Here is a 23,129-nt window from a genome sequence, read left to right as displayed (position 1 = left end):
CCCCGGCCGCTGCCACCGCTCCGCCGCCGTGAAGGGACGTACCGATGACCACCCTGGACAAGGCGCCCGCCGAGGCGTCCGCGCCGACCGCCGCGCCGGGCTCCGCGCCGACCGCCGCGCCGGGCTCCGCGTCCGCGCCGACCGCCGCGCCCGGACCGGCGGCCACCGGCCCGGAACGGAAGCTCAAGCTGGGTGGAGTCACCCGCGAGGACGTGTTCACCGTCCTCGGCGCGCTCGTCGGATCCCTCGGGCTCGACTGGGTGCTGTACGAGCGGGTGCTGCCGTTCAGCGGCGTGCTCGGCTTCCTGCTCTGCTGGTACCTGCTCTTCCTGGTCGGCTACTACGGCCTGGGCCGCCTCCAGTGGGGCGGGCTGATGGTGCGGGAATGCCTGGTCTCCGTGGTGGCCTGGAGCTCCGGTGCGCTGGTGATCGGCCTGATCGCCGACCAGATCGGCTATGTCGCCTCGCGCGGCTACGAGGCCGCCCAGCACGGGAACTTCTTCACCGAGACGATGGACAGGACCGCCTCGCTGTCGCCGATCACCTCCGGCGGCGCGATCCACGCGGTGGTCGGCTCGCTCGAACAGCTCGGCCTGGCCACGCTGTTCGCCGTTCCGCTGGGCATCGCCGCGGCGGTCTTCATGTCCGAGGTGGGCGGCCGGCTGGCCCGCCCGGTGCGGACCCTGGTCGAGGCGATGACCGCGCTGCCCTCGATCGTCGCCGGCCTGTTCATCCTCGGCGTCGTCATCCTCACCTTCGGATTCGACAAGAGCGGGTTCGCCGCCTCGCTGGCGCTGACGGTGATGATGATGCCGATCGTCACCCGGGCCGCCGAGGTGGTCATCCGGCTCGTTCCCGGCACCCTGCGGGAGGCGTCCTACGCGCTCGGCGGCAGCCAGTGGCGGACGGTGTGGAACGTCGTCCTGCCGACCGCCAAGCGCGGCCTGGTGACAGCCGTCGTGCTGGGCATGGCGCGCGCGGTCGGCGAGACCTCGCCCGTTCTGCTGACCGCGGGCTTCACCTCCCGGATGAACGCCAACCCCTTCGAGGGCCACCAGATCTCGCTGCCGCTCTACATCTGGAGCTACGTCAAGCTGCCGGTCGACCAGATGGTCGCCCGGGCCTTCGCCGCCGGACTCACGCTGATGGCGGTGGTGATGATCCTGTTCGTCACCGCCCGCGTCCTCGGCGGCCGCGCCGCCGGTGACATGAACCGCCGCCAGAAGCGCCGGCTGGCCCGGGCCGAGCGGCAGGCCCGCGCCGCGCGGCCGTCCGCCGCCGCGCCGTCCTTCGGAGCGGCCCCCGGCGCCACGTCCGGCGCCACGTCCGTCACCGCGTCCGTCACCGCGTCCGCCGACTCCCCCGTCCGGCCGTCCGCCGCCGCGCCGTCGCGGCCCGCCATCGCCACCGGGGAGCACTGATGTTCCGATCCGCCACCCTCCGCACCAGAGGAGTTCCCATGTCGCGGGAGGCCGCACGCCGCCCCCTGACCCGCCCCTTGGGCGTGTTGCTGTCCACCCTGCTCGCGGCCGGCTCGGCGCTGCTGGCGCAGGCCCCCCCGGCACACGCGGCCGTCGCGCTGACCGCGAGCGGTTCCAGCTGGGCCTTCCCGGCGATCGACCAGTGGCGCCAGGACGTCGGCCCGCAGGGCATCCAGATCGACTTCAACGCGGTCGGCTCGGCCGTCGGCCGCCAGGACTGGAACACCGGCCGGAACGACTTCAGCGCCTCCGACGTGCCTTTCCGCACCCGGGCGGACACCGGCGCCGGTGACGCCGCCCAGCGGGCCGGACTGGCCGGCGTCGAGAAGGTCGTCTACGGCTACTCGTACGTGCCGATCACCGCCGGTGGCACCGCGCTGATGTACCACCTGACGGTCGGCGGCAAGCAGGTCCGCGACCTGCGACTGTCCACGCAGACGATCATGGACATCTTCACCAGCAAGATCACCAACTGGAACGACCCGAAGATCACCGCGGACTACGGCAAGGCCCTGCCGAACATTCCGATCACCCCGGTCGTCCGCTCCGACGGCTCCGGCGCGACCGCGCAGTTCACCCGCTGGATGAGCCACTCCTTCCCCTCGCAGTGGGAGGAGTACTGCAAGTCGGTCAACGGCGTCGCCTGCGGTGACTACACCGAGTTCTTCCCGCCCTCCGGCCGGATGACCGCGCAGAGCGGCTCGGACGTCGTCGCCACCTACATCAAGGCCAGCTCCGGCGAGGGCACCATCGGCTACGACGAGTACGCCTTCGCCAAGCGCAGCGACTGGCCGGTGGCGAAGGTCCTCAACCCGGCCGGCTACTACACCCTGCCGACCGCCTCCAACGTGGCCGTCGCGCTGACCGCCGCCAAGGTCCGCGGCGTCGACGACAACACCGCGCCGGACGACCCGAACTACCTCCAGCAGAACCTCGACGGCGTCTACGCCAACGGCGACAAGCGCTCGTACCCGCTGTCCAGCTACAGCTACCTGATCGTGCCGCGCACCAACTCCCTCCAGGCGCTGCCGAAGTTCAGCAACGACAAGGGCGGGGCGCTCAGCCGCTTCCTCTCCTACGTGCTCTGCCAGGGCCAGGGCGAGGCCGACGACCTGGGCTACTCGCCGATCCCGCGCGGCCTGGTCCGCGGCGGTCTGCTCCAGACCCAGCACATCCCCGGCAACGCCAGCACCGTCAACCCGGACACGCTGGCCGGCTGCGCCAACCCGACGCTGAACGCGGCGGGCCAGCTCACCATCCTGGACAGCGCCCCGATGCCCAGCGAGTGCGACACCAAGGGCACCCCGCTGGACTGCAAGGTCGTCAACGGCAAGCCGACCAGCGGCTCCGGCAGCACCGGCGGCGCCACCTCCGGCGGTGCGGCCACCGGCGGTGCCGGAAGCACCGGCGGCGCCACCTCGGGTGGTGCGGCCACCGGCGGTGCCGGCTCCTCCGGCGGCGCCACCTCGGGCGGCGGTGCTGCCGCGAGCGGCGGTACCGGGACCACCGGCAAGACCACCACCGGTGGCGCCGGCACCACCAAGACCCCGGGCGCCACCGGCGGCACGGGTACCACCGGCACCACCGGCGGCGCGGGTACCACCGGCGGGGCCGGCACCACGGGCGGCACCGGCGGTGACGCCGGCACCGGCGCGCCGGCGGCCGACCCCAACGCCGCGGCCGGCGACCCGGGCGCGGCGGTCGACGGGGGCGACGGCCAGGGCGTCGAGGAGGTCGTCGACCCGCAGACCGGCCAGGTGGTCGCGCGCGGCCGCGGCAGCGGCACCGCCACCGAGGTGGCCGCGGACGTGGTCGAGGTCGCGGGCCGCCCGGAGGACTGGACCCTGAGCACGCTCACCGCGCTCGAACTGCTCGCCGTCGTCATCGTCCCGCCGCTGCTCGGCCGTCGGCTGCTGCGCCGCCGCTCGCAGACGGGCGGCCGGTCATGACGGCGCCCGCCCTGGAGAAGCCCGCCGGGACGGCGCCGTCCGTGCCGTCCCCGGCGGCCCCGGCACCGCCCGCGGCTCCGGCCCCGGTCCCGGAGACCGCGCCGGCCGGGTCCGACGGCTCCGGCCGGACGGCCAAGCGGGTCAGGTTCCTCCAGGCGGCCTGGGCGGTGAGCCTGCTCGCGGCGCTCACCATGGGCTTCGTCGGCTATCTGTTCACCCTGTCGCACGTCCAGCAGAAGCACTTCCAGTCCACCGTGTACAAGTCCTTCCGGGACCAGCTCGGCAAGGCGACCGCCCCGACCGGCAAGGCCGCCGACGGTTCCCCCGTCGCGCTGCTGGACATCCCGGCGATCGGACTGCACCGGACGGTCGTGGTGGAGGGCACCACGGGCCGGGACCTCATGCGCGGCCCCGGCCACCGCCGGGACACCGCGTTGCCCGGGCAGACCGGGGTGGCGGTGCTGTTCGGCCGGGGGGCGACCTTCGGGGCGCCGTTCGGCGAGCTGAACAAGCTGCGGGTCGGCGACAAGATCGAGGCCACCACCGGCCAGGGCAGGTTCACCTACACCGTCAACGTGTACGGCGACGAGGACCACCCGATCGTCGACCCGGTCCGCAACCGGCTGGTGCTGGTGACCAGCGACTCCGACTGGATCCCGGAGTCGACGGTGATGATCGGGGCCCGGCTGGACGGCGACCCGGTGGCCAACCCGGGCGGACGCCCCGCCACCGTGCCGTACGACAAGGCGCTGGCCGCCGACAAGGGCGCGCTGGCCGCGCTGCAGCTGTGGACGCTGGGACTGCTCGGCGCGGTGGTCGCCGTCGTCGTGCTGGCCCGGTACTGGCACCGCTCGGCCGCCTACCTCAGCCTCGCGCCGGTCATCGGCGCGCTGCTCTGGTCGGTCTACGAGAACGCCGCCGCCCTGCTGCCCAATCTCTACTGACGCGCGCCCGGAGGACCGTACCGATGACGGATGCACCGATGACCGACGTACCGCCCAGCCACGGGCCGGGCGACTCGGCCGAGACCACGATCACCCTGCCCGCCGTCCCCGCGGGCACCGACGGCGGCTACGCCGGACCGGCCGGACACGGCGGGCAGGCAGGGCAGGCAGGACAGGCAGGACACGGCGGACCGGCAGGACACGGCGGGCAGCAGCTGCTCTACCCGCAGGACGCGCACTACCAGGGCTACCCCGAGGAGCCCGTGCTGGCCGGGCTGGAGACCCGCGACGTCTCCGCCTGGTTCGGCGCCCACAAGGTGCTGGAGCGGGTCTCGCTCACCATGCCGGCCGGCGAGGTGACGGCCCTGATCGGACCGTCCGGCTGCGGCAAGTCCACCTACCTGCGGATCCTCAACCGGATGCACGAGATGGTCCGCGGCGCCGCGCTCTCCGGCGAGGTGCTGCTGGACGGCGACGACGTTTACCGTCCCGGCCGCCGCCCGGCCGAGGTGCGCCGCCGGATCGGCATGGTGTTCCAGCGGCCCAACCCGTTCCCGGCGATGTCCATCAAGGACAACGTCGCCAGCGGGCTCAAGCTCGCCGGCATCAAGGTCACCAGGGACGAGCGCGAGCACCTGGTGGAGACCAGCCTGCGCCAGGCCGGCCTCTGGGACGAGGTGGCCGGCCGGCTGGAGGCCCCCGGCGGCTCGCTCTCCGGCGGCCAGCAGCAGCGCCTGTGCATCGCGCGGTCGCTGGCCGTCTCGCCGGACATCCTGCTGATGGACGAGCCGTGCTCGGCGCTCGACCCGACCTCGACCCGCCGGGTCGAGGAGACGATCGCGGAACTGCGCGGGCAGCTCACCATCGTGATCGTCACCCACAACATGCAGCAGGCCCAGCGCGTCTCGCAGACCTGCGCGTTCTTCCTGGCCACCCACGACACCCCGGGCCGGATCGTCGAGCACGGGACGACCGAGCAGGTCTTCCACCAGCCGCGCGACCAGCGGACCTCGGACTACGTCAACGGCCGCTTCGGGTAACCGGGCCCCGGGCCCGCCGCTGCTCGCCCGCTCGCCCGCCTACTCGCCCGCTCGCCTACTCGCCGCGGTGTCGGAGGATCTCCTCCAGCACCGCGGCGACGCCGTCCTGCTCGTTGCTCACCGTGTGCTGCGCCACCGCCGCCAGCACCTGCGGGTGGGCGTTGGCGACGGCGTACGCGGTACCGGCCCAGGCCAGCATCTCCAGGTCGTTCGGCATGTCGCCGAAGGCCACCACCTCGCCCCGGCCGATCCCCCGCCCGGCGCACCAACGGGCCAGCGTGCTGGCCTTGGTGACGCCGGGCGCGCTGATCTCCAGCAGCGGGATCGGCGCCGAGCGGGTGATCTCGGCGAGGCCGCCCGCGGCCTCCCTGGCCTCGCCGAGCAGCTTGTCCGGGTCCAGGTCCGGGTGCTTGGCGAGCAGCTTGAACAGCCCGCGCACCGGACCGCCGGCGCCGAGCAGCTCCTCCGCCGGACCGACCGGGTGGTTCTCGTCCTGCCCCCACATCCGCACCTCGTAGCCGGGCTCGCGGGCGAACCCGGCCGGGTACTCGAAGGCGAACGCGATACCCGGCAGCTTGGCCCGCAACCGCCCGACCACGGCGAGCGCCTCCGCCTCCCCCAGCGGGAACGACTCCAGCAGCTCGCCGCGGCGCACGTCCACCACGGCGCCGCCGTTCGAGCAGATCGCCACCCCGTGGCCGCCGATGTGCGCGCTCACCTGCTGCATCCAGCGCGGCGGGCGGCCGGTCACGAACACCACCTGGATCCCGGCCGCCTCGGCGGCGGCCAGGGCGGCGGCGGTGCGCCCGGTGACGGTGCCGCCGGAGCAGAGCAGGGTGCCGTCCAGGTCGGTGGCGATCAGCCGGATCGGGGGAGCGGTGCGCGGTGTGGTCACCGCCCCATCTTCGCCCACCGCCGCCGGGAGGTCACCGGGGTGGGTGGCCCGGCTCCCGGATCGATCTTTGCGGCACGTTTCGGCCCCGGCCGCACCGGTTTCCGGCCGATCACCCCGCCCCCGGGGTGTCCCACCGCCCCCGACCGGGCAGGACTCCCCTCGGCCACCCCGTCGGCAGGAAGAGCCATGCCAACTCGCCAGGTCCGAGACGAGAGCCCCCCGACCGCCCCCGAGGACGCCCCGCCGCCCTCCCGCGAGCCGGTCCTGATCGGCGACATCCTCTTCGACACCCTCGCCGACCTCGCCCGCCGCACCACCCCGACCCACCCCGTCCACCTCCCCGCCCAACGGCCGCACCCCTGAAGCAGGGGGCGGGAGGCGGTGCGGCCGGCGTCGCCGCGTTCGGCCGGGTCCGGCTCAGATCGCGATGAGCCGGACCCGGTCGCCGCAGAGCCTGGCCATGTCGTCGATGTCCGAGGTGAGCATGGCGACCGGCCCTGGTAGGCGGAGCGCCATCTCGGCGACAGTGGCGTCGATGGCGTACTTGTGGCCGTGCAGACCGGCCTGCTTGAGCAGTGCCGCGGAGGCTCTGGCGGCATGCTCTGTCACCGGCTCGATCCGGACCTGGGAGAGGACCCAGTTCAGTCGGGCGGTGTTCGCCTTGGCGTGCGAGATCTCCACGATGGTGTTGGCGCCGATCACCAGACCGGCCGCCATCGCATGGAACGCCTTGATCAGTGCGAGGGCGCCACGGTCCTGCGAGATCCAGGCGGACATTCCCTGGGAGTCCAGGACGACGGTCTCGATGCGCTCACTCACGCGGCGGCCGCTCCGCCGCCGGGTTCGGACGAACCGAAGATCCTCGCGTGCGCGGAAGTGAGCTCCTCCTCCGTGAAGGCGCCGTGCTCCTCCTCGTAGCGGCGGAGTTCCTCGCCGAGCAGTTGGTGCCTGATCTGCCGGGCCACTGCCTCGGCGACGTAGCCGGAGACGTTGTCCGTGAGCTTCTTCAGCTCGGCGACCTGCTCGGTGGGCAGGGTGACGGTGATCCGCGTGGTGGCTGCCATGAGGCAAGCATACCGTCGGTATGCGCAGGCCTGTCCTGGATCACGGAAGAAGGCGGCCCCGCCCGCCGGCGCGGGCGGGACCACCGGTTCAGGAGGCGAGGCGGTTCAGCGCCGCGGTGGTGATGCCTTCGACCGCGGCCGGGGCGCCGGTGGGGCGGCCGGTGAGCTCGACGAGGGCGACCCTGGTGCCGCTGCGCAGGACCGCGACCCCGCCGCCGACGGTGCCGTCGCCCTGGTAGGCCTGGTACCAGTGGGCGGTGCCGCCGGCGGCGGTCAGGGTGTGGGCCGTGCCGTAGTACCAGTGGCCGGCGGGCTCGTCCTGGCAGGACTGGACGAGCGCGACGAGCTTCTTCTCCCAGGCGTCGGCCGCCGTCCCGGTGGGAGCGCTCGCGGCCGACTCGGTCAGGAGGCCGTCGGTGGCGAAGGTCCAGGTCACGGACGCGTACCCGGTGGCCTGACCCTTGGTCAGGTCGCGCATCGTGTCCTCGCCGGAGCAGGCAGACAGCCCCTGGCGCCCGGTCAGCGCGACGGTCGCGCCGACCGGGCTCAGGCCCTGCCGGACCTGGTCCTCGCTCTGGACGAGGGCGGCGGAGCCGAGTCCGGGCGCGGGGACCGCGGCGGCGGCCGACTGGGCGGCGGCCGGCTGGGCGGCGACCGCGGCGCTGGGCGTGGCGTTGCGCGCGACCCCGTCGGCGGTGGCCGACTGGGTGCCGACGACGCCGACCGCGATCAGCGCGGCGGCCGAGCAGGCCGCGGCGACGACCCGGCTGCGGCGAACGGACTTCTGCTGGACGGCCTGGTTCTCGGTCATCTGGTCCCCCTGCTGGTCGGGACGCCTGCTGCGTCCTCGTACAACGGGGGAGATGCCGCCGGAGGAAGGAAAGTCGGAGCCCCGAGCGGCTGTTTCACAGCTGTGACAGAGCGGTCCTGACGACGCGGTCCATCGCGGCCGTCCCCAGGCAGGCATGGACCTCCAGCACCCCGTAGTGGCTGCCGCTGCGCAGTACGGCGATGCCGCCGCAGGGCTCCACAGCCTCCGGCGCTCTGCCGGTGGTGTTGAGGAGCCCCTCGTAGGTGCCCATCCAGCTCGCGGTGACGTCCGGGGCGAGCCGCACCGTCGTGGTCCTTCCGTAGACCCAGTGCCCCGGCGGTTCCTTCTGGCAGGGCACCAACTCCAGCAGCAGGCGCTCGGTGAAGTTCTGCGCCAGGGAAGGGCTCGGGGCCTCGGCGGCGACCTCGCGGGCGACCTGGTCGACCTGGTCGGTGGCCCGCGTGGGGTCGCCCGGGTCGGTGCGGAGACTGGTCATCAGTCCGCGGAAGTGTGCACCTGGCCCGCCCAGGGTCTGAGTGAGGGTCTTCTCGCCGGTGCAGGCCGCGTTGGCGTAGGCCCCGTCGCCGTACCGGTCGGTGACGTGGATCCGCCCGGTGGCGACCTCCGGGCGGAACGCCACGGGTTCCAGAAGGTTCGCGGTGGTCACGGGCCCGGGCGCACCGGGCGCACCGGGCGCACCGGGCGTTCCGAGCGCACCGGTCGGCGAGCCGGATCCGGAGCCGGAGGTCAAGGGCGCGGACGCGGACGTCGGGACGGACCCGCCGACCCCGCCGGGGGGCGGCGGCAGGACGAACCGGCCGGTCGCCAGCCCGAGCGCGGCGGCCGCCACCAGGGCGGCGACGGCGGACCGGAGCCGGACGGCGGTGCGCCCGCCGCCCGCCGCGGGACCGCCGTTCACGGACCGGTGACCAGGCGCTCGCGCATGAAGCGGCGGGCCTTCTGGATCCGGTCCTTGACCGTGCCCATCGGGGTTTCCAGCTCCTGGGCCACCTGGGCGTAGGTCAGATCGCCCAGGTCGCGCAGCACGAAGGACTCCACCAGGGCCGGGTGCTGCTGCTCCAGCGCGGCCAGCGCCTCCATCAGGTCGAGCCGGGTCCCGGCGATGACGCTGGTGGTGCGCGGGTCCACGGACTCGGGGAGGTCGGCTTGGCTGTCCTCGGCGCGCCGGCGCATCGAGCGGTAGGTGGACCGGGCGGCGTTCGAGGCGATCACCGTCACCCAGCCCAGGAAGGAGCCGCGGCCGCCGTACTCGCCCAGGTGCGTGCTGATGGACAGCAGCGCGTCCTGCGCGGCCTCCTCCGCGTCGGCGTGGTGGGGCAGGAAGCGCGAGCAGCGGCGCATCACCACCGGCCGCAGCTTGGCCAGCAGGTGCTCCATCGCCCCCGGGTCCCCCGCCCGAGCAGCCGCCACGAGCCGTTCCAGCTCGCCTTCCTCGAACACCCGGATCCCCCCGTTCCGTCCCACCCGGCATCCCGCCCGGCGTCCCGTCCGCCGAATGGGAGTTCCGCACTCCACCCGACTCCGGCAGAATGCTGCCACATGCGCAAGCTCGGCCGTTACCTCCTTCTGGAGCGGCTCGGAGCCGGCTCCTTCGCGACGGTCTGGAAGGCCTACGATCCGGAGCTCGACACCGAGGTCGCGGTGAAGGTGCTGGCCGAGAACTGGGCCGCCAACGCCGATGTGCGCGAGCGGTTCCTGGCGGAGGCGAGGCTGCTGCGCCGGATCGCCAGCCCGCGGGTGGTCCGGGTGCACGACGTCGGGGTGCAGGAGGACCGGCCCTACTTCGTCATGGACCACGTGCTCGGCGGCACCCTGGCCGACCGGGTCGGCCAGTGCGACCCGCAGGAGGCGCTGCGGCTGGCCGCGGAGGCGGGCTACGCGGTCCAGGTCCTGCACGAGGCGGGCGTGGTGCACCGCGACGTCAAACCGTCCAACCTGCTGCTCACCGCCGGCCCCGCGCCCGCCGAGGTACTGGTGGCGGACCTGGGCAGCGCCAAGCAACTGGCCGACGCGTCCGGGCTGACGGTGACCACGGGCACGCCCGCGTACATGGCGCCGGAACAGGCCTTCCAGACCGGCGGGTTCGACGGGAGGGCCGACGTGTACGCGCTGGCCGTCGTGGCCTACGAACTGCTGACCGGGCAGAAGCCGTTCGGCCCGGGCGGACGCGCCACCGCCATGATGACCGACCGGCCGACCGTCTCCACGCTCCCGGCCCTCCCGGCCGGAGCGGAGCTGCCGCCGCACGTGGCCGTGCTGCTCCGGGCCGCGATGTCCGTCGACCCGGCGGACCGACCGCCGACCGCCCGGGCCTTCGCGGACGCGCTGCTGGCTCCACCCCCGCAGCCCCGGCCCCCGGAAGGCCCGAGGTGGCTGGCCCCGCGCACGGTCTACCTGGCGTCGGGCACCGTCTTCACGGCGACGGCCCTGCTGAGCTGGCTGCAGCGCTGAGCCCGACGCGGAGCCGGTCCGCACCGGCGCTCGTGCCGTCCACCGGTGGGCCGAGAGCAGAAGATCCTGGCGGCGGGCCGTTGTATCCGGTTGTCGTTCCTGATCACCGAAAGCCGACGACCGCGCTTACGGACGGCCGGGCCGACGCGGCGCGCGCGGCGCCCTGCTGAACTTCGGCCGTCCGGTGCCGGCGGCGAGTTCGCCGAGGCGCTCGCCGATCACGGAGACGCCGGGGTGGGGCTCGCTCTCGTAGTACCAGGGCTTGCGGCGGCGCAGCAGTTCCTCACCGTGCTCGCCCCAGGTGAATCCCGGCTTCCGCAGCAGCTTCCGGAACACCGCGTCGACCGTCTCCGGGTGGGCGGCGGCCAGCCGGCGGATCGGCAGTGGCGCGATCGACTCCTCGCGCAGGTAGGCGCGCAGCACGTCCTGGTACGGCCTGCGGCCCGCGAGGGCCGGCTCGGCGAAGAGGTCCCGGAGCATCCCGTAGTCGGCGTAGAAGTTGAGTCCGTCGACCTCGTCGTAGATGACGCCGACCGTGTCCGAGTCCGCGAGCTCTGCCGGCAGTTCGAAGGCCGGGAAGGCCGGGCCGGGGAGCCGCCCGCCCCGGGTCCGGTCGGGATTCTCGGCGACGGCGGCCTCCTGCCGGTGCCGGTAGTAGGAGTTGAGCTTCTCCTCGGCCTCGGCAGGGGGAAGGACCAGTTCGTCGCTGCCGCAGAACTCGATGAACGCGGCCCGGTCCGCCCGCATCGACTCCCATCCCTGTTCGGCCTTCGCGGGGTTGCGGAAGACCAAGGAGGGGTTACTGGCGGCGAGTTGGAGCGCGGCCCGGGCGATCTCGGTGGCGCTGGACTTCGGGTAGTGCGACATCGCGCCCGAGATCAGCCACGCCCCGTCGGCCGAGTGGACGGGCACCAGGCAGGCGTGCAGGAATCCCCCCTTGGACATTCCGCGGAAGGCCGCCCGCCCGACGTTCGAGTACGTGCGGTATTCGAGGTCGTCGATCAGGTTCAGCAGGACGACGGCGTCCCCGTCCTTGTGCCGGATCTCGAAGACGCCCTCGACCGGGTCGCGCCAGCCGAGCAGCGTCTCCCGGTCGAATTCGGCCAAGTCCTGCCGTCCGGCGACGAACCGGTCCACCACGGTGGTCCCGTCGGGCAGGCGGTACCGGAGGATGAAGTGGTCGGTGATCCGGACCGCCTCGGCCTCGTCCAGCCGCCGCTCAGGCCCGGCTGCCTCCAGCAGGAGGGGAGTCAACCACCGGTCGAAGCGGGCGCCCTGGGCGAAGGCGACGAGTTCGCCCTTCAGTTCAGAACTTCGCTCGATCAGGACTCGCAACGATGCCTCGTCCTCGCCCCGTACAGCAGCAGTCATGCGAGCTCTCTCGATCGTGAAGGTTCCGACGCTCACTGCGCCCAGTGGTGTGTCGACCGTCGCCTCCTCGCCCGACGCGGTCGGCTCCCACCTGCTCGGCGCACCCGTGGCGCCACGCTAGCCGACCCGCCCCCACCGCTGCGCGAGCGGTCCGAAGGTGCGCCGAAACACGCGCGTATTGTCGCCGCATGCGCTTGAGTACCGTGATCCTCCCCATCCACCGGTGGAGCGAGGGGCAGAAGATCTGGCGGCGGGCCGAGGACCTCGGGTTCCATGCCGCGTACACCTACGACCACCTGTCGTGGCGGTCCTTCCGGGACGAGCCGTGGTTCGGCTCGGTGCCGACGCTGACCGCGGCGGCCACCGCGACCGAGCGGATCCGGCTGGGGACGCTGGTGACCTCGCCGAACTTCCGGCACCCGGTGACGCTGGCGAAGGAGCTGATCACGCTGGACGACGTGTCCGGTGGGCGGCTGACGCTCGGGATCGGGGCCGGCGGGACGGGGTACGACGCGACGGCGATGGGCCAGGAGGCCTGGTCGCCGAAGGAGCGGGCGGACCGGTTGGGGGAGTTCCTGCCGCTGCTGGACGAGCTGCTGACCAACGACGCGACGACCCGCGAGGGCGCGTACTACTCGGCGGTGGAGGCGCGGAACATCCCCGGGTGCGTGCAGACGCCGCGGGTGCCGTTCTACGTGGCGGCGACCGGCCCGCGCGGGCTGGGGCTGGCCGCCGAGTACGGGCAGGGCTGGGTGACCTACGGTGACCCGAAGGGCCCGGCGGAGGTGCCGGTGGAGCAGGCGCCCGGGGTGGTCGCGCAGCAGATCGCGAAGCTGGCGGCGGCCTGCGAGGCGCGCGGGCGGGACGTCGGGGAGCTGGAGAAGGTGCTGCTCCAGGGCTCGACGGCGGAGAAGCCGCTGGCGTCGGTGGACGCCTTCGTGGACTGGGCCGGGACGTACCGGGAGCTGGGGATCACCGAGCTGGTGGTGCACTGGCCGGTGCCGGACTCGATCTTCGCGAACGACCTGGCGGTCTTCGAGCGGATCGCCACCGAGGGCCTCGCCCAACTGGGCTGAGGGGTGCGGCGCGCGGGCGGTCCCGGGCCGTCCGCGCGGTGATCCCTTAGGGGACGGGCGGGGCGGCGTCATACCGGAGCAGCATGCGGGCTCGTCATCGCAGCTCATGTCCACCAGGGCGCGCGCGCACTACGTTGAGCCCGTGTCCACTGTCATCAAGACGGACGGCCTCACCAAGAGGTTCCCCCGGGTGACCGCCCTCGATCAGCTGACCGTTGAGGTCGAGCCCGGGGTGGTCGGCCTGGTGGGAGCTAATGGCGCCGGCAAGTCCACACTCATCAAGATCCTGCTCGGGCTCTCCCCGGCGACCTCCGGGACCGGGCGGGTGCTCGGGCTGGACATCGCCACCCAGGGGTCGGAGATCCGCGAGCAGGTCGGCTACATGCCGGAGCACGACTGCCTGCCGCCGGACGTCTCGGCCACCGAGTTCGTGGTCCACATGGCGCGGATGGCCGGGCTGCCGGCCGCCGCCGCCCGGGAGCGGACGGCGGACACCCTGCGGCACGTCGGCCTGTACGAGGAGCGGTACCGCCCGATGGGCGGCTACTCGACCGGTATGAAGCAGCGGGTGAAGCTGGCGCAGGCGCTGGTGCACGACCCGAAGCTGGTGCTGCTCGACGAGCCCACCAACGGTCTGGACCCGGTCGGCCGGGACGACATGCTGTCGCTGATCCGCCGCGTGTACAGCGATTTCGGCATCTCGGTGCTGGTCACCACCCACCTGCTGGGCGAGCTGGAGCGCACCTGCGACCACCTGGTCGTCATCGACGGCGGCAAGCTGCTGCGCTCCTCGTCGACCGCCTCCTTCACCGGCGCGACGGCCACCCTGGCGGTCGAGGTGACGGACCACCCGGAGGACCACGGTCTGGACGCGAGCGCCGCGGTGCGCACGCGGCTGGTGGCGGCGGGCCTCTCGGTGGAGACGGAGGGGACGCGGATCCTGCTGGTCCGGCTGGCGGGCGACGAGACCTACGACGCCATCCGGGACGCGGTCGCCGGGCTCGGGCTCGGCCTGGTCCGGCTGGAGCAGCGGCGGCACCGGGTCGCGGAACTGTTCACCGGGAGCACGGACAAGGCGGAGAGCGCCGCGGGCGCGGAGAGCACCCGGACGACGGAGAACGAGGGGAGTACCGCAGATGTCGCTTCCTCCTGAGTTCCGGCCGGCCGACACCGGCGTCATCCACGACATCGGCTACCGCGGCTACACCGGGCCCCGGCTCGGCCGGGGGTACGCCGCGCGCTCGCTGTTCACCCAGAGCCTGCGCGCCGCGTACGGCCTCGGGCGGTCCGGCAAGTCCAAGGTGCTGCCGATGCTGGTGCTGGGCGTGGCCACCGTGCCGGCCCTGATCATCGTCGCGGTCGCCGTGGTCACCGGGGTCGACAAGCTTCCGGTGGACTACGCCCAGTACCTGAGTTCGATCGGGCTGGTGGTCTCGATCTTCCTGGCCTCGCAGGCGCCGGTGCTGTTCTCCCGGGACCTGCGCCACCACACCGTGCCGCTGTACTTCTCCCGGCCGATCACCCGCACCGACTACGTCCGGGCCAAGTTCGGGGCGATGGCCTGCGCCCAGCTGCTGCTGATGCTCGCGCCGCTACTGGTGCTGTACATCGGCTCGCTGCTGGTCGGGCTGAAGTTCGGGGACCAGACCGCGCACTTCTTCTACGGTCTGACGGCCGCCGTGCTGTACGCGCTGGTGCCGACCTCGGTCGCGGTGCTGATCGCCGCCACCACGCCGCGGCGGGGCTTCGGGGTGGCCGCGATCATGGGCTACCTGGCGGTGAGCACCGCGGTGGTCGGGGTCGTGATCGGGATGGCGAGCACCACGGTCGGCTTCGACGAGCCGCTGCCGACCTACCCGCAGTGGGCCGTGCTGCTGTCGCCGGGCGGGCTGGTGGAGAGCCTGACCAACGAGCTGTTCGACCTCGGCTCCGGCACGGCGCGGATGCACGCGCCGGGCGGGCTCGGCCTGCTGGTGTTCACCCTGGTCGCCGTCGCGATGGTGGCCGGCTCGTACCGGCTGCTGCTGCGCCGCTACCGGAACGTTTGAGAGGGCGTCATGGCCACCATCACCATCGACAAGGTCTCCCGCTGGTTCGGGAACGTGGTCGCCGTCAACGACGTCAGCATGACGATCGGCCCCGGCATCACGGGTCTGCTCGGTCCGAACGGTGCCGGCAAGTCGACCCTCATCCACATGATGAGCGGCTTCCTGGCGCCGTCCACAGGCACGGTCACCCTGGACGGCGCGCCGATCTGGCGCAACCAGGAGGTGTACCGGCAGATCGGCCTGGTCCCCGAGCGGGAGTCGATGTACGACTACCTGACCGGCTGGGAGTTCGTTCTCGCCAACGCCGAGCTGCACGGACTGCCCCACCCGGGCGCCGCCGCCCGCAAGGCGCTCGCCCTGGTCGAGATGGAGTACGCCCAGGAACGGCGCACCGGCACCTACTCCAAGGGCATGAAGCAGCGGGTCAAGATGGCCTCGGCGCTGGTCCACGACCCGGCGGTGCTGCTGCTCGACGAGCCGTTCAACGGTATGGACCCGCGCCAGCGGCTCCAGCTGATGGACCTGCTGCGGCGGTTCGGCTCGGACGGCCGGACGGTGCTGTTCTCCTCGCACATCCTGGAGGAGGTCGAGCAGCTGGCCCGGCACATCGAGGTGGTGGTGGCCGGACGGCACGCGGCCTCCGGGGACTTCCGCAAGATCCGCCGGCTGATGACCGACCGCCCGCACCGCTACCTGGTCCGCTCCAGCGACGACCGGAAGCTCGCGGCGGCGCTGATCGCCGACCCGTCGACGGCCGGCATCGAGCTGGACTGGAAGGAGAAGGCGCTGCGGATCCAGGCGGTGAACTTCCAGGGCTTCACCACCCTGCTGCCGCAGGTCGCCCAGCGGGCCGGTATCCGGCTGTACACCGTGGCCCCGGCGGACGAGTCGCTGGAGAGCGTGTTCTCCTACCTCGTCTCCGCGTAGTCCCGGCGGGCCTCTGATACCGCAGACCGCCGACGGCAGACCGCCGACCCGCACCCCTCACCAGGACCAGGAACCCCAGGAAGGCCGACCCACCATGAACCCGACCGTCGCCAGGCTGACGCTGCGCGGCCTGCTCGGCCGCCGCCGCGGCCTGCTGCTGCTGGTGGTCCCCGTCCTGCTGCTGCTCGTCTCGGCGTTCGCCGCCGCCGCCGACGGGAACCACCACGACCTGGTCGTCGACATCCTCGGCAAGCTCGGTCTGGGGACCCTGCTGCCGATCCTCGGACTGGTCGTCGGCACCGGTGCCATCGCCACCGAGATCGACGACGGCTCGATCGTCTACCTGCTCGCCAAGCCCCTGCCGCGCTGGAAGATCATCACCACCAAGCTGACCGTGGCGATCGGCATCACCTGGGCCTTCTCGGCGGTGCCGATGCTGCTGTCCGGGCTGCTGATGTACGGCACCAAGGAGGGCCTGGCGCTCGCCTACACGGTCGCCGCGCTGGTCGCCGGCGCCGCGTACAGCGCGCTGTTCCTGCTGCTCGGCGTGGTGACCCGGCACGCGGTGGTGGCCGGGCTGGCGTACGCGCTGGTGTGGGAGGCGGTGATCGGCAACTTCGTCGAGGGGGCCCGCAAGCTGAGCATCCAGCAGTGGGGGATGGCGGTGGCCGAGTCGGTGGCCGCCGAGGGCTCGATCACCTCGGTGGTCTCGCTCGGCGCCGCCGTCGCGCTGTTGCTGGTGGTCGCGGTGGCGGCGACCGTACTCGCCTCGGTGAAGCTGGCCGGGCTCACCCTGGCCTCGGAGGAGTAGGCAGCCCGGAGCACAGCCCCTGCGGCCCGCACGGCTCACCGAGCCGTGCGGGCCGTCCGCGTCAGAGCGTGCGGTTCCGCCCGGCGCCCCAGCCGGCGACGGCGACCACGCTGACCAGGACCAGCATCAGCGCCAGCGGCGTGGTCCAGCCGCCGGTCGCCTGGCGCAGCGCCCCGGCCCCGACCGGTCCGGCCGCCGCGACCAGATAGCCGACCGCCTGCGACATCCCGCCCAACTGGGCGGCGCCGGCGGCGCTGTCGGTCCGCAGCACAATGAAGGCGAGGCCGAGGCCGAGCGAACCGCCCTGGGCGACGCCGAGGATGACGGCCGCCGCCCAGGCGCCGGGCACCGGGGCGATCAGCAGGACGGCGATGCCGACCGCGTTGAGCAGGGCCATCGCGACGGCGAGCGCCCGCTGGTTGGTCATCCGTCCGGCGAACAGCGGCACCAGGAAGGCGCCGGCCACCTGGACCAGGTTGGAGAAGGCGAAGACCAGGCCGGCCTCGCCGCGGTCCATCCCGTGGTCGGCCAGGATGGTCGGCATCCACGCGACCAGCGTGTAGACCAGCAGCGACGAGATGCCCATGAACAGGCTGATCTGCCAGGCCAGCGGCGAGCGCCAGATCCCCTGGACCGGCCGGCCCGGCGCGGCCGGCTTGGCGGCGGCACCGGGAGCGGTACCGGTGGCACCGACAGCGGTACCGGCGGCGGCGACAGCGGCGCCCGCCCGGGCGGCCCGGGCCCGCAGCACCTGCGGCAGCCAGGCCACCGCCGCGACCAGCGCGAGCAGCGACCAGGCGCCGAGCGAGGCCTCCCAGCCGCCGCCGAGCGCGTGCTCCAGCGGCACCGAGAGACCGGCCGCCATGGTGGCACCGACCAGCATGGTGGTCGAGTAGACGCCGGTCATGGTGGCGGCCCGGTCCGGGAACTCGCGCTTGACCAGGCCGGGCATCGAGACGTTCAGCACGGCGATCGCGACCCCGATCACCACGCACCCGGCGTAGAGCGCCGCCACCGAGGGCAGCACCCGCAGCAGCACCCCGGCGCCGAGCACCAGGACCGCGCCCAGCACCACCCGCTCGGTGCCGAAGCGCCGGGTCAGCCGGGGGGTGAGCGGCGCGCCGACGCCCTGGAAAAGCACCGGCACGGTGGTGATCAGTCCGCTCGCGGTGGCGGAGAGCCCGAAGGAGCGCTGGATCTCGCCCACCATCGGCGACACCGCCGCCAGGCAGGCGCGCATGTTCAGGGCGACCAGCAGGATGCCGGTCAGCAGCAGCGCGGGGTGGGCGAGCCGGGAGCGGACGGGGAGCGGGACGGCGGTGGTGGCAACCGGCTGCTGGGCACGGGTGACGGCCATGGGTGGTGCTGCTCTTTCGTGGGATTCGGAGTGCGTCCGAGCGGGCGGACGGAACGGAAGGGGGGCCTCGGCCCGCTCACTTCCGGGCGGCGATGGCGGCGAGGAGCTGCTCGACGGCCGCGGTGGGTTCGGCGAGCAGCTCGCGACAGGCCCGTTCGGCCCGGTCCGGGTCGCCGCTCTCGATCGCGTCGACCAGGGCCGCGTGGGTCGCCACGACCACCTCGGGCATGTCGTGGTCGCCGAACGCCGTCCGCATCGACTCGCGCACCGAGGCGCCGAAGTAGCGGTACACCTCGGTCAGCGCGGGGTTGTGCGCGGCTTCGACGATGGCGGTGTGGAACTCCAGGTCGTGCTCGACGGTGGCCTCGCGGCCGGCCCGCTCGGGGTGCGAAGCGATCACCTCGGCCTCGCGGGCCAGCGCGGTCCGCATCCGGACGATGTCCTCGGGGGTGTGCCGCAGCGCCGCCAGCCGGGCGGCCTCGGCCTCCAGGGCGGCCCGGACCTCCAGGACGTCCCGCACGCCGGAGCGCTGCACCCCGCGCAGTACGGCGGCCGGGTCGCTGGTGGAGCGGACGAAGGTGCCCTCGCCCTGCCGGGAGACCAGCATCCCCGCGTGCACCAGCACCCGGATCGCCTCGCGGACGGTGTTCCGTCCGATGCCGAGGCGTTCGGCGAGTTCGTGCTCGGTCGGGATCCGCGAGCCGACCGGCCAGACGCCGCTGCTCAGCTGCTCCCGGAGCTGGTCGATCGCGGTGTCCACCAGGGAGCGCCGCCCGGCGGTCTGCAGCGTGTCGTTGCCGCTGTGCGCGCTGCTCATGGCGGGCCCTCCTGACGCGTCGAGGCTTGGTCGTCGGTCATCCTACAACCGCTTGCCCGGTCATCCTACAACTGGGGATGAACGGCCCGGGAACCGTCCGCGGCGGCCTCGCGTTGCTCCGGACGACCGGCGCTCCGGACCGCTCCGGAAGGATCCGGAAGGACGGGCCCGGTCCACACCCCCTGATGCGAGGAGAACGTCCGCATGGTGTTCAAGAAGCTGCTCGGTGCCCTGGGCGTCGGCGGTCCCGGTGTCGACACCGTCCTGAGCACGCCGGTCGTGCGGCCCGGCGGGACGATGGCCGGCACGGTCGAGCTGACCGGGGGGACGGTGGAGGCGGACATCCGGGGGATCACGCTGACCCTGGTCGCCCGGGTGGAGGTCGAGCACGAGGACGGCGAGAGCACCGGTCTGTACCCGTTCGCGCGGTTCTCGGTCACCGCGCCGCTGAAGCTGGCGCCGGGCGAGAACCGCTCGATCCCGTTCGCCGTCCAGGTGCCGTGGGAGACCCCGGTCACCACCGTCGCCGGGCAGCAGCTGCACGGCATGCGGCTCGGTGTGCGCACCGAGGTCGACATCGCGGGCGCGCTCGACAAGGGCGACTCCGACCCGCTGGAGGTCGAGCCGCTGCCGGTGCAGCACCGGATCCTGGAGACCCTGCTCCAGCTGGGCTTCCGGTTCCGCTCGGCGGACCTGGAGGCCGGGCACATCCGCGGCACCGGGCAGACCCTGCCGTTCTACCAGGAGATCGAGTACTCCGCGGCGCCGCAGTACGCGCACTCCTGCAACTCGCTGGAGGTCAGCTTCGTGACCACCCCGGACAAGGTCGAGGTGGTGCTGGAGGCGGACCGCCGGGGCGGCCTGTTCGGCGGCGGCGGGGACGTGATCCGCACCCATGTGGTCGGCCACGGCCAGGCGGACGAGGACCTCACGGCGCTGGTGGACGGCTGGATCCGCGCCGCGCTCTGAGGCCGGGCGGGACCGGTCCCGGGGTACCGGAGCGGCGTCGGTCCGGTACCCCGGGGCCGGATCAGCCGTAGGAGACGTTGCTGCAGATGTCGTCGTCACCCGATCTGGCCTCGCTGACCACCTCGGTGGGCAGCGGGGCCGGGGCGCCGGCCGGGCCGGTGGCGGTCGGGGACGGGGAGCCGCTCGCGGCGCCGCCCGCCGCGTAGTCCCGGCCGAGCCGCAGACTGATCCCGGCCGCCTGCCCCGGAGCCACCGCGGCGCCCGGGAACAGCGCGGCGACCTTCTCCGCGGCGGCCCGCTGCCCGGCGCCGTACTCGACCGTGGTGGTCGCCCGCGCGGTGCCGCGGCTGGTGGCCGTCCCGGCGACGGTGACCCGGGCCGCCCGCAGCGTCTCGGCGGCCCGGGCGGCCAGGCCGGAGGCGTTGGCGGCGTTGTAGACGGTGACCCGGATCGGCGTGCCGTCGGCGCCGGCCGCCGGGGTGGGCTCGGCGCTCGGCGCGGGTGCGGGCGTCGGTGCGGCCGTCGGTTCGGCCGTCGGCCCGGCGTCCGTCCGGCGGCCGGTGGCGTCCTGGCCGTCGATGGTCCGATCGGCTTGGAGGGTCCGCCACAGGGTGTCGACCGCCGGGTGCACCAGATCGATCCGGGCGCCGGAGTAACGCCACGGCGTGGTCAGGAACTTGACCTCGTGCAGGTCGATGCCCTTCAGCGTCAGGGCGAAGTCCACCAGCTTGGCGGCCGAGTCGAGGCCGGGGTCGACCGTCATCGAACGGGTCGCGGCGTCGGCCAGCGGCAGCAGGGTGCCGGGGCTCAGGCCCTTGCTCTTGATCTTCGCCAGCAGGGAGGACAGGAAGGCCTGCTGACGTTTCATCCGGCCGACGTCCGAGTCGTCGCCGATGCCGTGCCGCAGCCGCACGTAGTCCAGCGCCTGCTGACCGGACACGCGCTGGCGGCCCTTGGCGAGGACCACCTTGCCCCTCCGGCCCAGATTGGGGTTGATGCTCCCCTCGTGGATGTCGTTCGGCAGGCAGACGTCCACCCCGCCGACGGCGCCGGTCATCGCGGCGAAGCCCTCGAAGTTGACCTCGATGGTGTGGTCCACCCGGATGCCGGTGAGCCGCTCCACCGTGTTCAGCGTGCAGGCCGGGTTACCGAACTCGGAATTGCCCACCGAGAAGGCCGAGTTGAACATCTGTCCGGGCTGCTCCCGGGTCCACTTGCCGTTCGGCAGCTTGCACCGGGGCACGGTCACCAGGGCGTCGCGCGGGATCGAGATGCCGACGGCGTGCCGGTGGTCCGCGTACACGTGCAGCAGGATCGTGGTGTCCGAGCGGGCGCCGGCCTCGTCGCCGCCGCCCAGGTCGCTGTTCTTCCCGGCGCGTGAGTCGGAGCCGATCAGCAGCAGGTTGACGGGTCGGTGGCCGTGCGAGTCGGCGGCCGATTCGGGGGGGCGGTCGGGGGCGATGGCATCCGCGTCGAAGGACCGGAGATTGCCGTTCAGCTTGTAGTACACCGCACCGCCGGCGCCGGCCAGGACCACCAGCACCCCGGCCACGGACCAGGCGATCAGCCGCCGGGCGCCGCCCCGGCCGTCCCGTCCGGGGCTCCGGGCGGCGCTCCGCCGCCCGCTCCCGCCGCTTCCGCTCCGGCCGTCGGCGCGGGGCTCCCTGGGGGTGTCCCGACGTGCGGACCGGGCGGCCGTCCGACCGCCCTCACCGGTCCCGCCGCGGCCGGGGCGGACCGGTACGGCGCGGTTCTGGGCGGCCCGACGGGTCTCGGCCCGGCCGCCGGGACGCGGCGCGGGGAGCCGGCCGGGGCCGTCCTCGGGCCACTCGGTCCGGACCGCGTCGTCGGTGCGGACACCGCCGCCGTCGGCGCGCCCCCGCCCCGCCGGATCCGGCGGGCTCCCGTCCCACTGGACTGACATGGCGCGCACCTCTCAGTGACCGAAGCGGGCAACCCTGGGAGCATACAAACTCTTGCGCCGCCGCCCGGCCGTCGAACCCGGCCGCACCCCCGCCGACCCGGGCGTTCGCCGTACCGGGCCGCCGTACGGTCACTCCAACGGCTGAACCGGCGGGCGGCGCGGGCAGGTTCACCCCGGCGTGCGCGGACGGACCGCGACCCCGGTGCGGGCACCGGGGTCGCGAAGAAAGATGGAGTGGCGAGGAGAGCTGGAGTGGCGAGGAGAGCTGGGGTCGCGAGGAGCGCCGGGGCTCAGAGCGCCGGGAAGAGGCGCTCCAGCACGGTGGCGACCCCGTCCTCGTCGTTGCTCACGGTGACCTCGTCGGCCACCGCGAGGAGTTCCCGGTGCGCGTTGGCCATCGCGACGCCGTGCCGGGCCCAGCCGAACATCGGCACGTCGTTGGGCATGTCGCCGAACGCGATGGTGTCGGCCGCCGTCACCCCGAGCCGACGGGCGGCGACGGCCAGCCCGGTGGCCTTGGAGAGGCCGAGCGGCAGCAGTTCGACCACACCGGCGCCGGCCATCACCACACCGACCAGGTCACCGGCCACGGTGCGGGCGGCCTCGGCGAGGGCGTCGTCACCGAGCTCGCGGTGCTGTATGTACAGCTTGCTGATCGGGGCGGCGAGCAGGTCGCGCGCCGCGACCGGGACGACCGGCAGTTCGGAGCCGATCTGCAGCCGGTAGCCGGGGCCGGCCAGGACGTCGCCCTCCAGGCCGTCCTGGTTGGCGGCGACCGCCAGCGGGCCGACCTCGGCCTCGATCTTCTCGATCGCGAGCGCCGCCACCCGGCGGTCCAGGGTGAGCGAGGTGAGCAGCCTGTGCGCGCCGGCGTCGTAGACCTGGGCGCCCTGGCCGCAGACCGCTATGCCCCGGTAGCCGATCTCGTCGAAGACCGGGCGGGCCCAGGTGGCCGAGCGGCCGGTGACGATGATGTGCAGCGCCCCGGCCGCGGTGGCGGTGGCCAGCGCGGCGCGGGTGCGCGCGGTGACGGTCTCGGAGCTGCTCAGCAGCGTGCCGTCGAGGTCGGTGGCGACCAGCTTGAAGGGCAGGCCGCCACCGTCCGAGGGGGAGACGGGGCTGGGGCTGGTGGTGCTCATGGGCCGTGCGTCTCCCGGGAGTTGCTTCTTCACT

General features: G+C 73.4%; 23 protein-coding genes. 12 read left to right on the top strand and 11 right to left on the bottom strand.

What is annotated here, in order from left to right; translation table 11 throughout:
• The first annotated feature begins 44 nt into the window (after positions 1-44).
• From pstA to SM793_RS06440, 4 genes are all read left to right on the top strand, one after another.
• Positions 45-1,421 carry a phosphate ABC transporter permease PstA gene (gene pstA, locus SM793_RS06455; RefSeq protein WP_320437046.1) on the top strand — a complete coding sequence of 459 codons (1,377 nt, stop codon included), beginning with the start codon at positions 45-47 and terminating at the stop codon, positions 1,419-1,421.
• Positions 1,422-1,459: 38 nt separating this feature from the next.
• The gene (locus SM793_RS06450; RefSeq protein ID WP_320437045.1) at positions 1,460-3,430 is read left to right on the top strand and encodes a phosphate ABC transporter substrate-binding protein PstS; all 1,971 of its coding nucleotides are present in this window, start codon (positions 1,460-1,462) and stop codon (positions 3,428-3,430) included.
• Positions 3,427-4,374, top strand: a complete 948-nt coding sequence (locus SM793_RS06445) for a class E sortase (protein WP_320437044.1) — start codon at positions 3,427-3,429, stop codon at positions 4,372-4,374. Before SM793_RS06450 ends, SM793_RS06445 begins: the two co-directional genes overlap by 4 nt.
• Positions 4,375-4,637: 263 nt before the next feature.
• A complete protein-coding gene (locus SM793_RS06440; RefSeq protein WP_320437129.1) occupies positions 4,638-5,414 on the top strand; it encodes a phosphate ABC transporter ATP-binding protein in 777 nt (258 codons plus the stop codon).
• Between the two features lie 55 nt (positions 5,415-5,469).
• On the opposite strand, the gene SM793_RS06435 is transcribed toward SM793_RS06440, so the two are convergent.
• Positions 5,470-6,309, bottom strand: a complete 840-nt coding sequence (locus tag SM793_RS06435) for an HAD family hydrolase (protein ID WP_320437043.1) — start codon at positions 6,307-6,309, stop codon at positions 5,470-5,472.
• Positions 6,310-6,495: 186 nt separating this feature from the next.
• Between SM793_RS06435 and SM793_RS06430 the strand changes: the two genes are divergently transcribed.
• The gene (locus SM793_RS06430) at positions 6,496-6,672 is read left to right on the top strand and encodes a hypothetical protein (protein WP_266312023.1); all 177 of its coding nucleotides are present in this window, start codon (positions 6,496-6,498) and stop codon (positions 6,670-6,672) included.
• A 54-nt stretch (positions 6,673-6,726) separates the two neighbouring features.
• Here SM793_RS06430 and SM793_RS06425 read toward each other — a convergent pair whose 3' ends face one another.
• From SM793_RS06425 to SM793_RS06405, 5 genes are all read right to left on the bottom strand, one after another.
• The gene (locus tag SM793_RS06425) at positions 6,727-7,128 is read right to left on the bottom strand and encodes a DNA-binding protein (RefSeq protein WP_320437042.1); all 402 of its coding nucleotides are present in this window, start codon (positions 7,126-7,128) and stop codon (positions 6,727-6,729) included.
• The gene (locus SM793_RS06420; protein ID WP_320437041.1) at positions 7,125-7,373 is read right to left on the bottom strand and encodes a hypothetical protein; all 249 of its coding nucleotides are present in this window, start codon (positions 7,371-7,373) and stop codon (positions 7,125-7,127) included. The genes SM793_RS06425 and SM793_RS06420 overlap by 4 nt, the downstream gene beginning before the upstream one ends.
• 88 nt (positions 7,374-7,461) lie before the next feature.
• Positions 7,462-8,184, bottom strand: coding sequence for a hypothetical protein (locus tag SM793_RS06415; RefSeq protein ID WP_320437040.1), 723 nt, complete (start codon positions 8,182-8,184; stop codon positions 7,462-7,464).
• A gap of 94 nt (positions 8,185-8,278) precedes the next feature.
• Positions 8,279-9,103 carry a hypothetical protein gene (locus tag SM793_RS06410; RefSeq protein ID WP_320437039.1) on the bottom strand — a complete coding sequence of 275 codons (825 nt, stop codon included), beginning with the start codon at positions 9,101-9,103 and terminating at the stop codon, positions 8,279-8,281.
• Entirely contained in the window at positions 9,100-9,645 is a 546-nt protein-coding gene (locus SM793_RS06405; protein WP_320437038.1) for a sigma-70 family RNA polymerase sigma factor, read from the bottom strand. Before SM793_RS06405 ends, SM793_RS06410 begins: the two co-directional genes overlap by 4 nt.
• 99 nt (positions 9,646-9,744) lie before the next feature.
• Here SM793_RS06405 and SM793_RS06400 point away from each other — a divergent pair, with 99 nt between their 5' ends.
• Positions 9,745-10,656: a serine/threonine-protein kinase gene (locus SM793_RS06400; protein ID WP_320437037.1), complete on the top strand. Its 912-nt coding sequence runs from the start codon at positions 9,745-9,747 to the stop codon at positions 10,654-10,656.
• A gap of 126 nt (positions 10,657-10,782) precedes the next feature.
• Here SM793_RS06400 and SM793_RS06395 read toward each other — a convergent pair whose 3' ends face one another.
• Positions 10,783-12,027, bottom strand: coding sequence for a hypothetical protein (locus SM793_RS06395; RefSeq protein ID WP_320437036.1), 1,245 nt, complete (start codon positions 12,025-12,027; stop codon positions 10,783-10,785).
• A gap of 188 nt (positions 12,028-12,215) precedes the next feature.
• On the opposite strand from SM793_RS06395, the gene SM793_RS06390 reads away from it, so the two are divergent.
• From SM793_RS06390 to SM793_RS06370, 5 genes are all read left to right on the top strand, one after another.
• Positions 12,216-13,103, top strand: coding sequence for an LLM class flavin-dependent oxidoreductase (locus tag SM793_RS06390; protein WP_320437035.1), 888 nt, complete (start codon positions 12,216-12,218; stop codon positions 13,101-13,103).
• A gap of 106 nt (positions 13,104-13,209) precedes the next feature.
• Entirely contained in the window at positions 13,210-14,256 is a 1,047-nt protein-coding gene (locus SM793_RS06385) for an ABC transporter ATP-binding protein (RefSeq protein WP_320437034.1), read from the top strand.
• Complete coding sequence (locus SM793_RS06380; RefSeq protein WP_320437033.1) at positions 14,240-15,151, top strand: ABC-2 transporter permease; 912 nt, start codon at positions 14,240-14,242, stop codon at positions 15,149-15,151. Before SM793_RS06385 ends, SM793_RS06380 begins: the two co-directional genes overlap by 17 nt.
• Positions 15,152-15,160: 9 nt before the next feature.
• Positions 15,161-16,078 (top strand): ABC transporter ATP-binding protein, encoded by a 918-nt coding sequence (locus SM793_RS06375; RefSeq protein WP_320437032.1) that lies wholly within the window; start codon positions 15,161-15,163, stop codon positions 16,076-16,078.
• A 94-nt stretch (positions 16,079-16,172) separates the two neighbouring features.
• Positions 16,173-16,889 carry an ABC transporter permease gene (locus tag SM793_RS06370; protein ID WP_320437031.1) on the top strand — a complete coding sequence of 239 codons (717 nt, stop codon included), beginning with the start codon at positions 16,173-16,175 and terminating at the stop codon, positions 16,887-16,889.
• 61 nt (positions 16,890-16,950) lie between these two features.
• Here SM793_RS06370 and SM793_RS06365 read toward each other — a convergent pair whose 3' ends face one another.
• Positions 16,951-18,246 carry an MFS transporter gene (locus SM793_RS06365; protein WP_320437030.1) on the bottom strand — a complete coding sequence of 432 codons (1,296 nt, stop codon included), beginning with the start codon at positions 18,244-18,246 and terminating at the stop codon, positions 16,951-16,953.
• Between the two features lie 76 nt (positions 18,247-18,322).
• Entirely contained in the window at positions 18,323-19,063 is a 741-nt protein-coding gene (locus SM793_RS06360) for a FadR/GntR family transcriptional regulator (RefSeq protein WP_320437029.1), read from the bottom strand.
• A gap of 204 nt (positions 19,064-19,267) precedes the next feature.
• Between SM793_RS06360 and SM793_RS06355 the strand changes: the two genes are divergently transcribed.
• Entirely contained in the window at positions 19,268-20,032 is a 765-nt protein-coding gene (locus SM793_RS06355) for a sporulation protein (RefSeq protein WP_320437028.1), read from the top strand.
• 61 nt (positions 20,033-20,093) lie between these two features.
• Here the strand turns inward: SM793_RS06355 and SM793_RS06350 are convergent, their stop codons facing one another.
• Both SM793_RS06350 and SM793_RS06345 read right to left on the bottom strand, forming a co-directional pair.
• Entirely contained in the window at positions 20,094-21,956 is a 1,863-nt protein-coding gene (locus SM793_RS06350) for an LCP family protein (RefSeq protein ID WP_320437027.1), read from the bottom strand.
• Between the two features lie 290 nt (positions 21,957-22,246).
• Positions 22,247-23,095 (bottom strand): HAD family hydrolase, encoded by an 849-nt coding sequence (locus SM793_RS06345; RefSeq protein ID WP_320437026.1) that lies wholly within the window; start codon positions 23,093-23,095, stop codon positions 22,247-22,249.
• Between the last annotated feature and the right edge of the window lie 34 nt (positions 23,096-23,129).

It is taken from the genome of Kitasatospora purpeofusca, from assembly GCF_034043715.1.
Taxonomy (GTDB): domain Bacteria; phylum Actinomycetota; class Actinomycetes; order Streptomycetales; family Streptomycetaceae; genus Kitasatospora; species Kitasatospora purpeofusca_A.
This window is presented reverse-complemented; position numbering and strand designations above follow the sequence as displayed.

Coding starts and splice junctions, on each gene's coding strand:
- SM793_RS06395 (WP_320437036.1), bottom strand. CDS start 12,027: ATGACTGCTGCTGTACGGGGCGAGGACGAGGCATCGTTGCGAGTCCTG.
- SM793_RS06375 (WP_320437032.1), top strand. CDS start 15,161: ATGGCCACCATCACCATCGACAAGGTCTCCCGCTGGTTCGGGAACGTG.
- SM793_RS06390 (WP_320437035.1), top strand. CDS start 12,216: ATGCGCTTGAGTACCGTGATCCTCCCCATCCACCGGTGGAGCGAGGGG.
- SM793_RS06400 (WP_320437037.1), top strand. CDS start 9,745: ATGCGCAAGCTCGGCCGTTACCTCCTTCTGGAGCGGCTCGGAGCCGGC.
- SM793_RS06350 (WP_320437027.1), bottom strand. CDS start 21,956: ATGTCAGTCCAGTGGGACGGGAGCCCGCCGGATCCGGCGGGGCGGGGG.
- SM793_RS06450 (WP_320437045.1), top strand. CDS start 1,460: ATGTCGCGGGAGGCCGCACGCCGCCCCCTGACCCGCCCCTTGGGCGTG.
- SM793_RS06420 (WP_320437041.1), bottom strand. CDS start 7,373: ATGGCAGCCACCACGCGGATCACCGTCACCCTGCCCACCGAGCAGGTC.
- SM793_RS06445 (WP_320437044.1), top strand. CDS start 3,427: ATGACGGCGCCCGCCCTGGAGAAGCCCGCCGGGACGGCGCCGTCCGTG.
- SM793_RS06345 (WP_320437026.1), bottom strand. CDS start 23,095: ATGAGCACCACCAGCCCCAGCCCCGTCTCCCCCTCGGACGGTGGCGGC.
- SM793_RS06370 (WP_320437031.1), top strand. CDS start 16,173: ATGAACCCGACCGTCGCCAGGCTGACGCTGCGCGGCCTGCTCGGCCGC.
- pstA (WP_320437046.1), top strand. CDS start 45: ATGACCACCCTGGACAAGGCGCCCGCCGAGGCGTCCGCGCCGACCGCC.
- SM793_RS06380 (WP_320437033.1), top strand. CDS start 14,240: ATGTCGCTTCCTCCTGAGTTCCGGCCGGCCGACACCGGCGTCATCCAC.
- SM793_RS06385 (WP_320437034.1), top strand. CDS start 13,210: ATGTCCACCAGGGCGCGCGCGCACTACGTTGAGCCCGTGTCCACTGTC.
- SM793_RS06355 (WP_320437028.1), top strand. CDS start 19,268: ATGGTGTTCAAGAAGCTGCTCGGTGCCCTGGGCGTCGGCGGTCCCGGT.
- SM793_RS06360 (WP_320437029.1), bottom strand. CDS start 19,063: ATGAGCAGCGCGCACAGCGGCAACGACACGCTGCAGACCGCCGGGCGG.
- SM793_RS06415 (WP_320437040.1), bottom strand. CDS start 8,184: ATGACCGAGAACCAGGCCGTCCAGCAGAAGTCCGTTCGCCGCAGCCGG.
- SM793_RS06365 (WP_320437030.1), bottom strand. CDS start 18,246: ATGGCCGTCACCCGTGCCCAGCAGCCGGTTGCCACCACCGCCGTCCCG.
- SM793_RS06430 (WP_266312023.1), top strand. CDS start 6,496: ATGCCAACTCGCCAGGTCCGAGACGAGAGCCCCCCGACCGCCCCCGAG.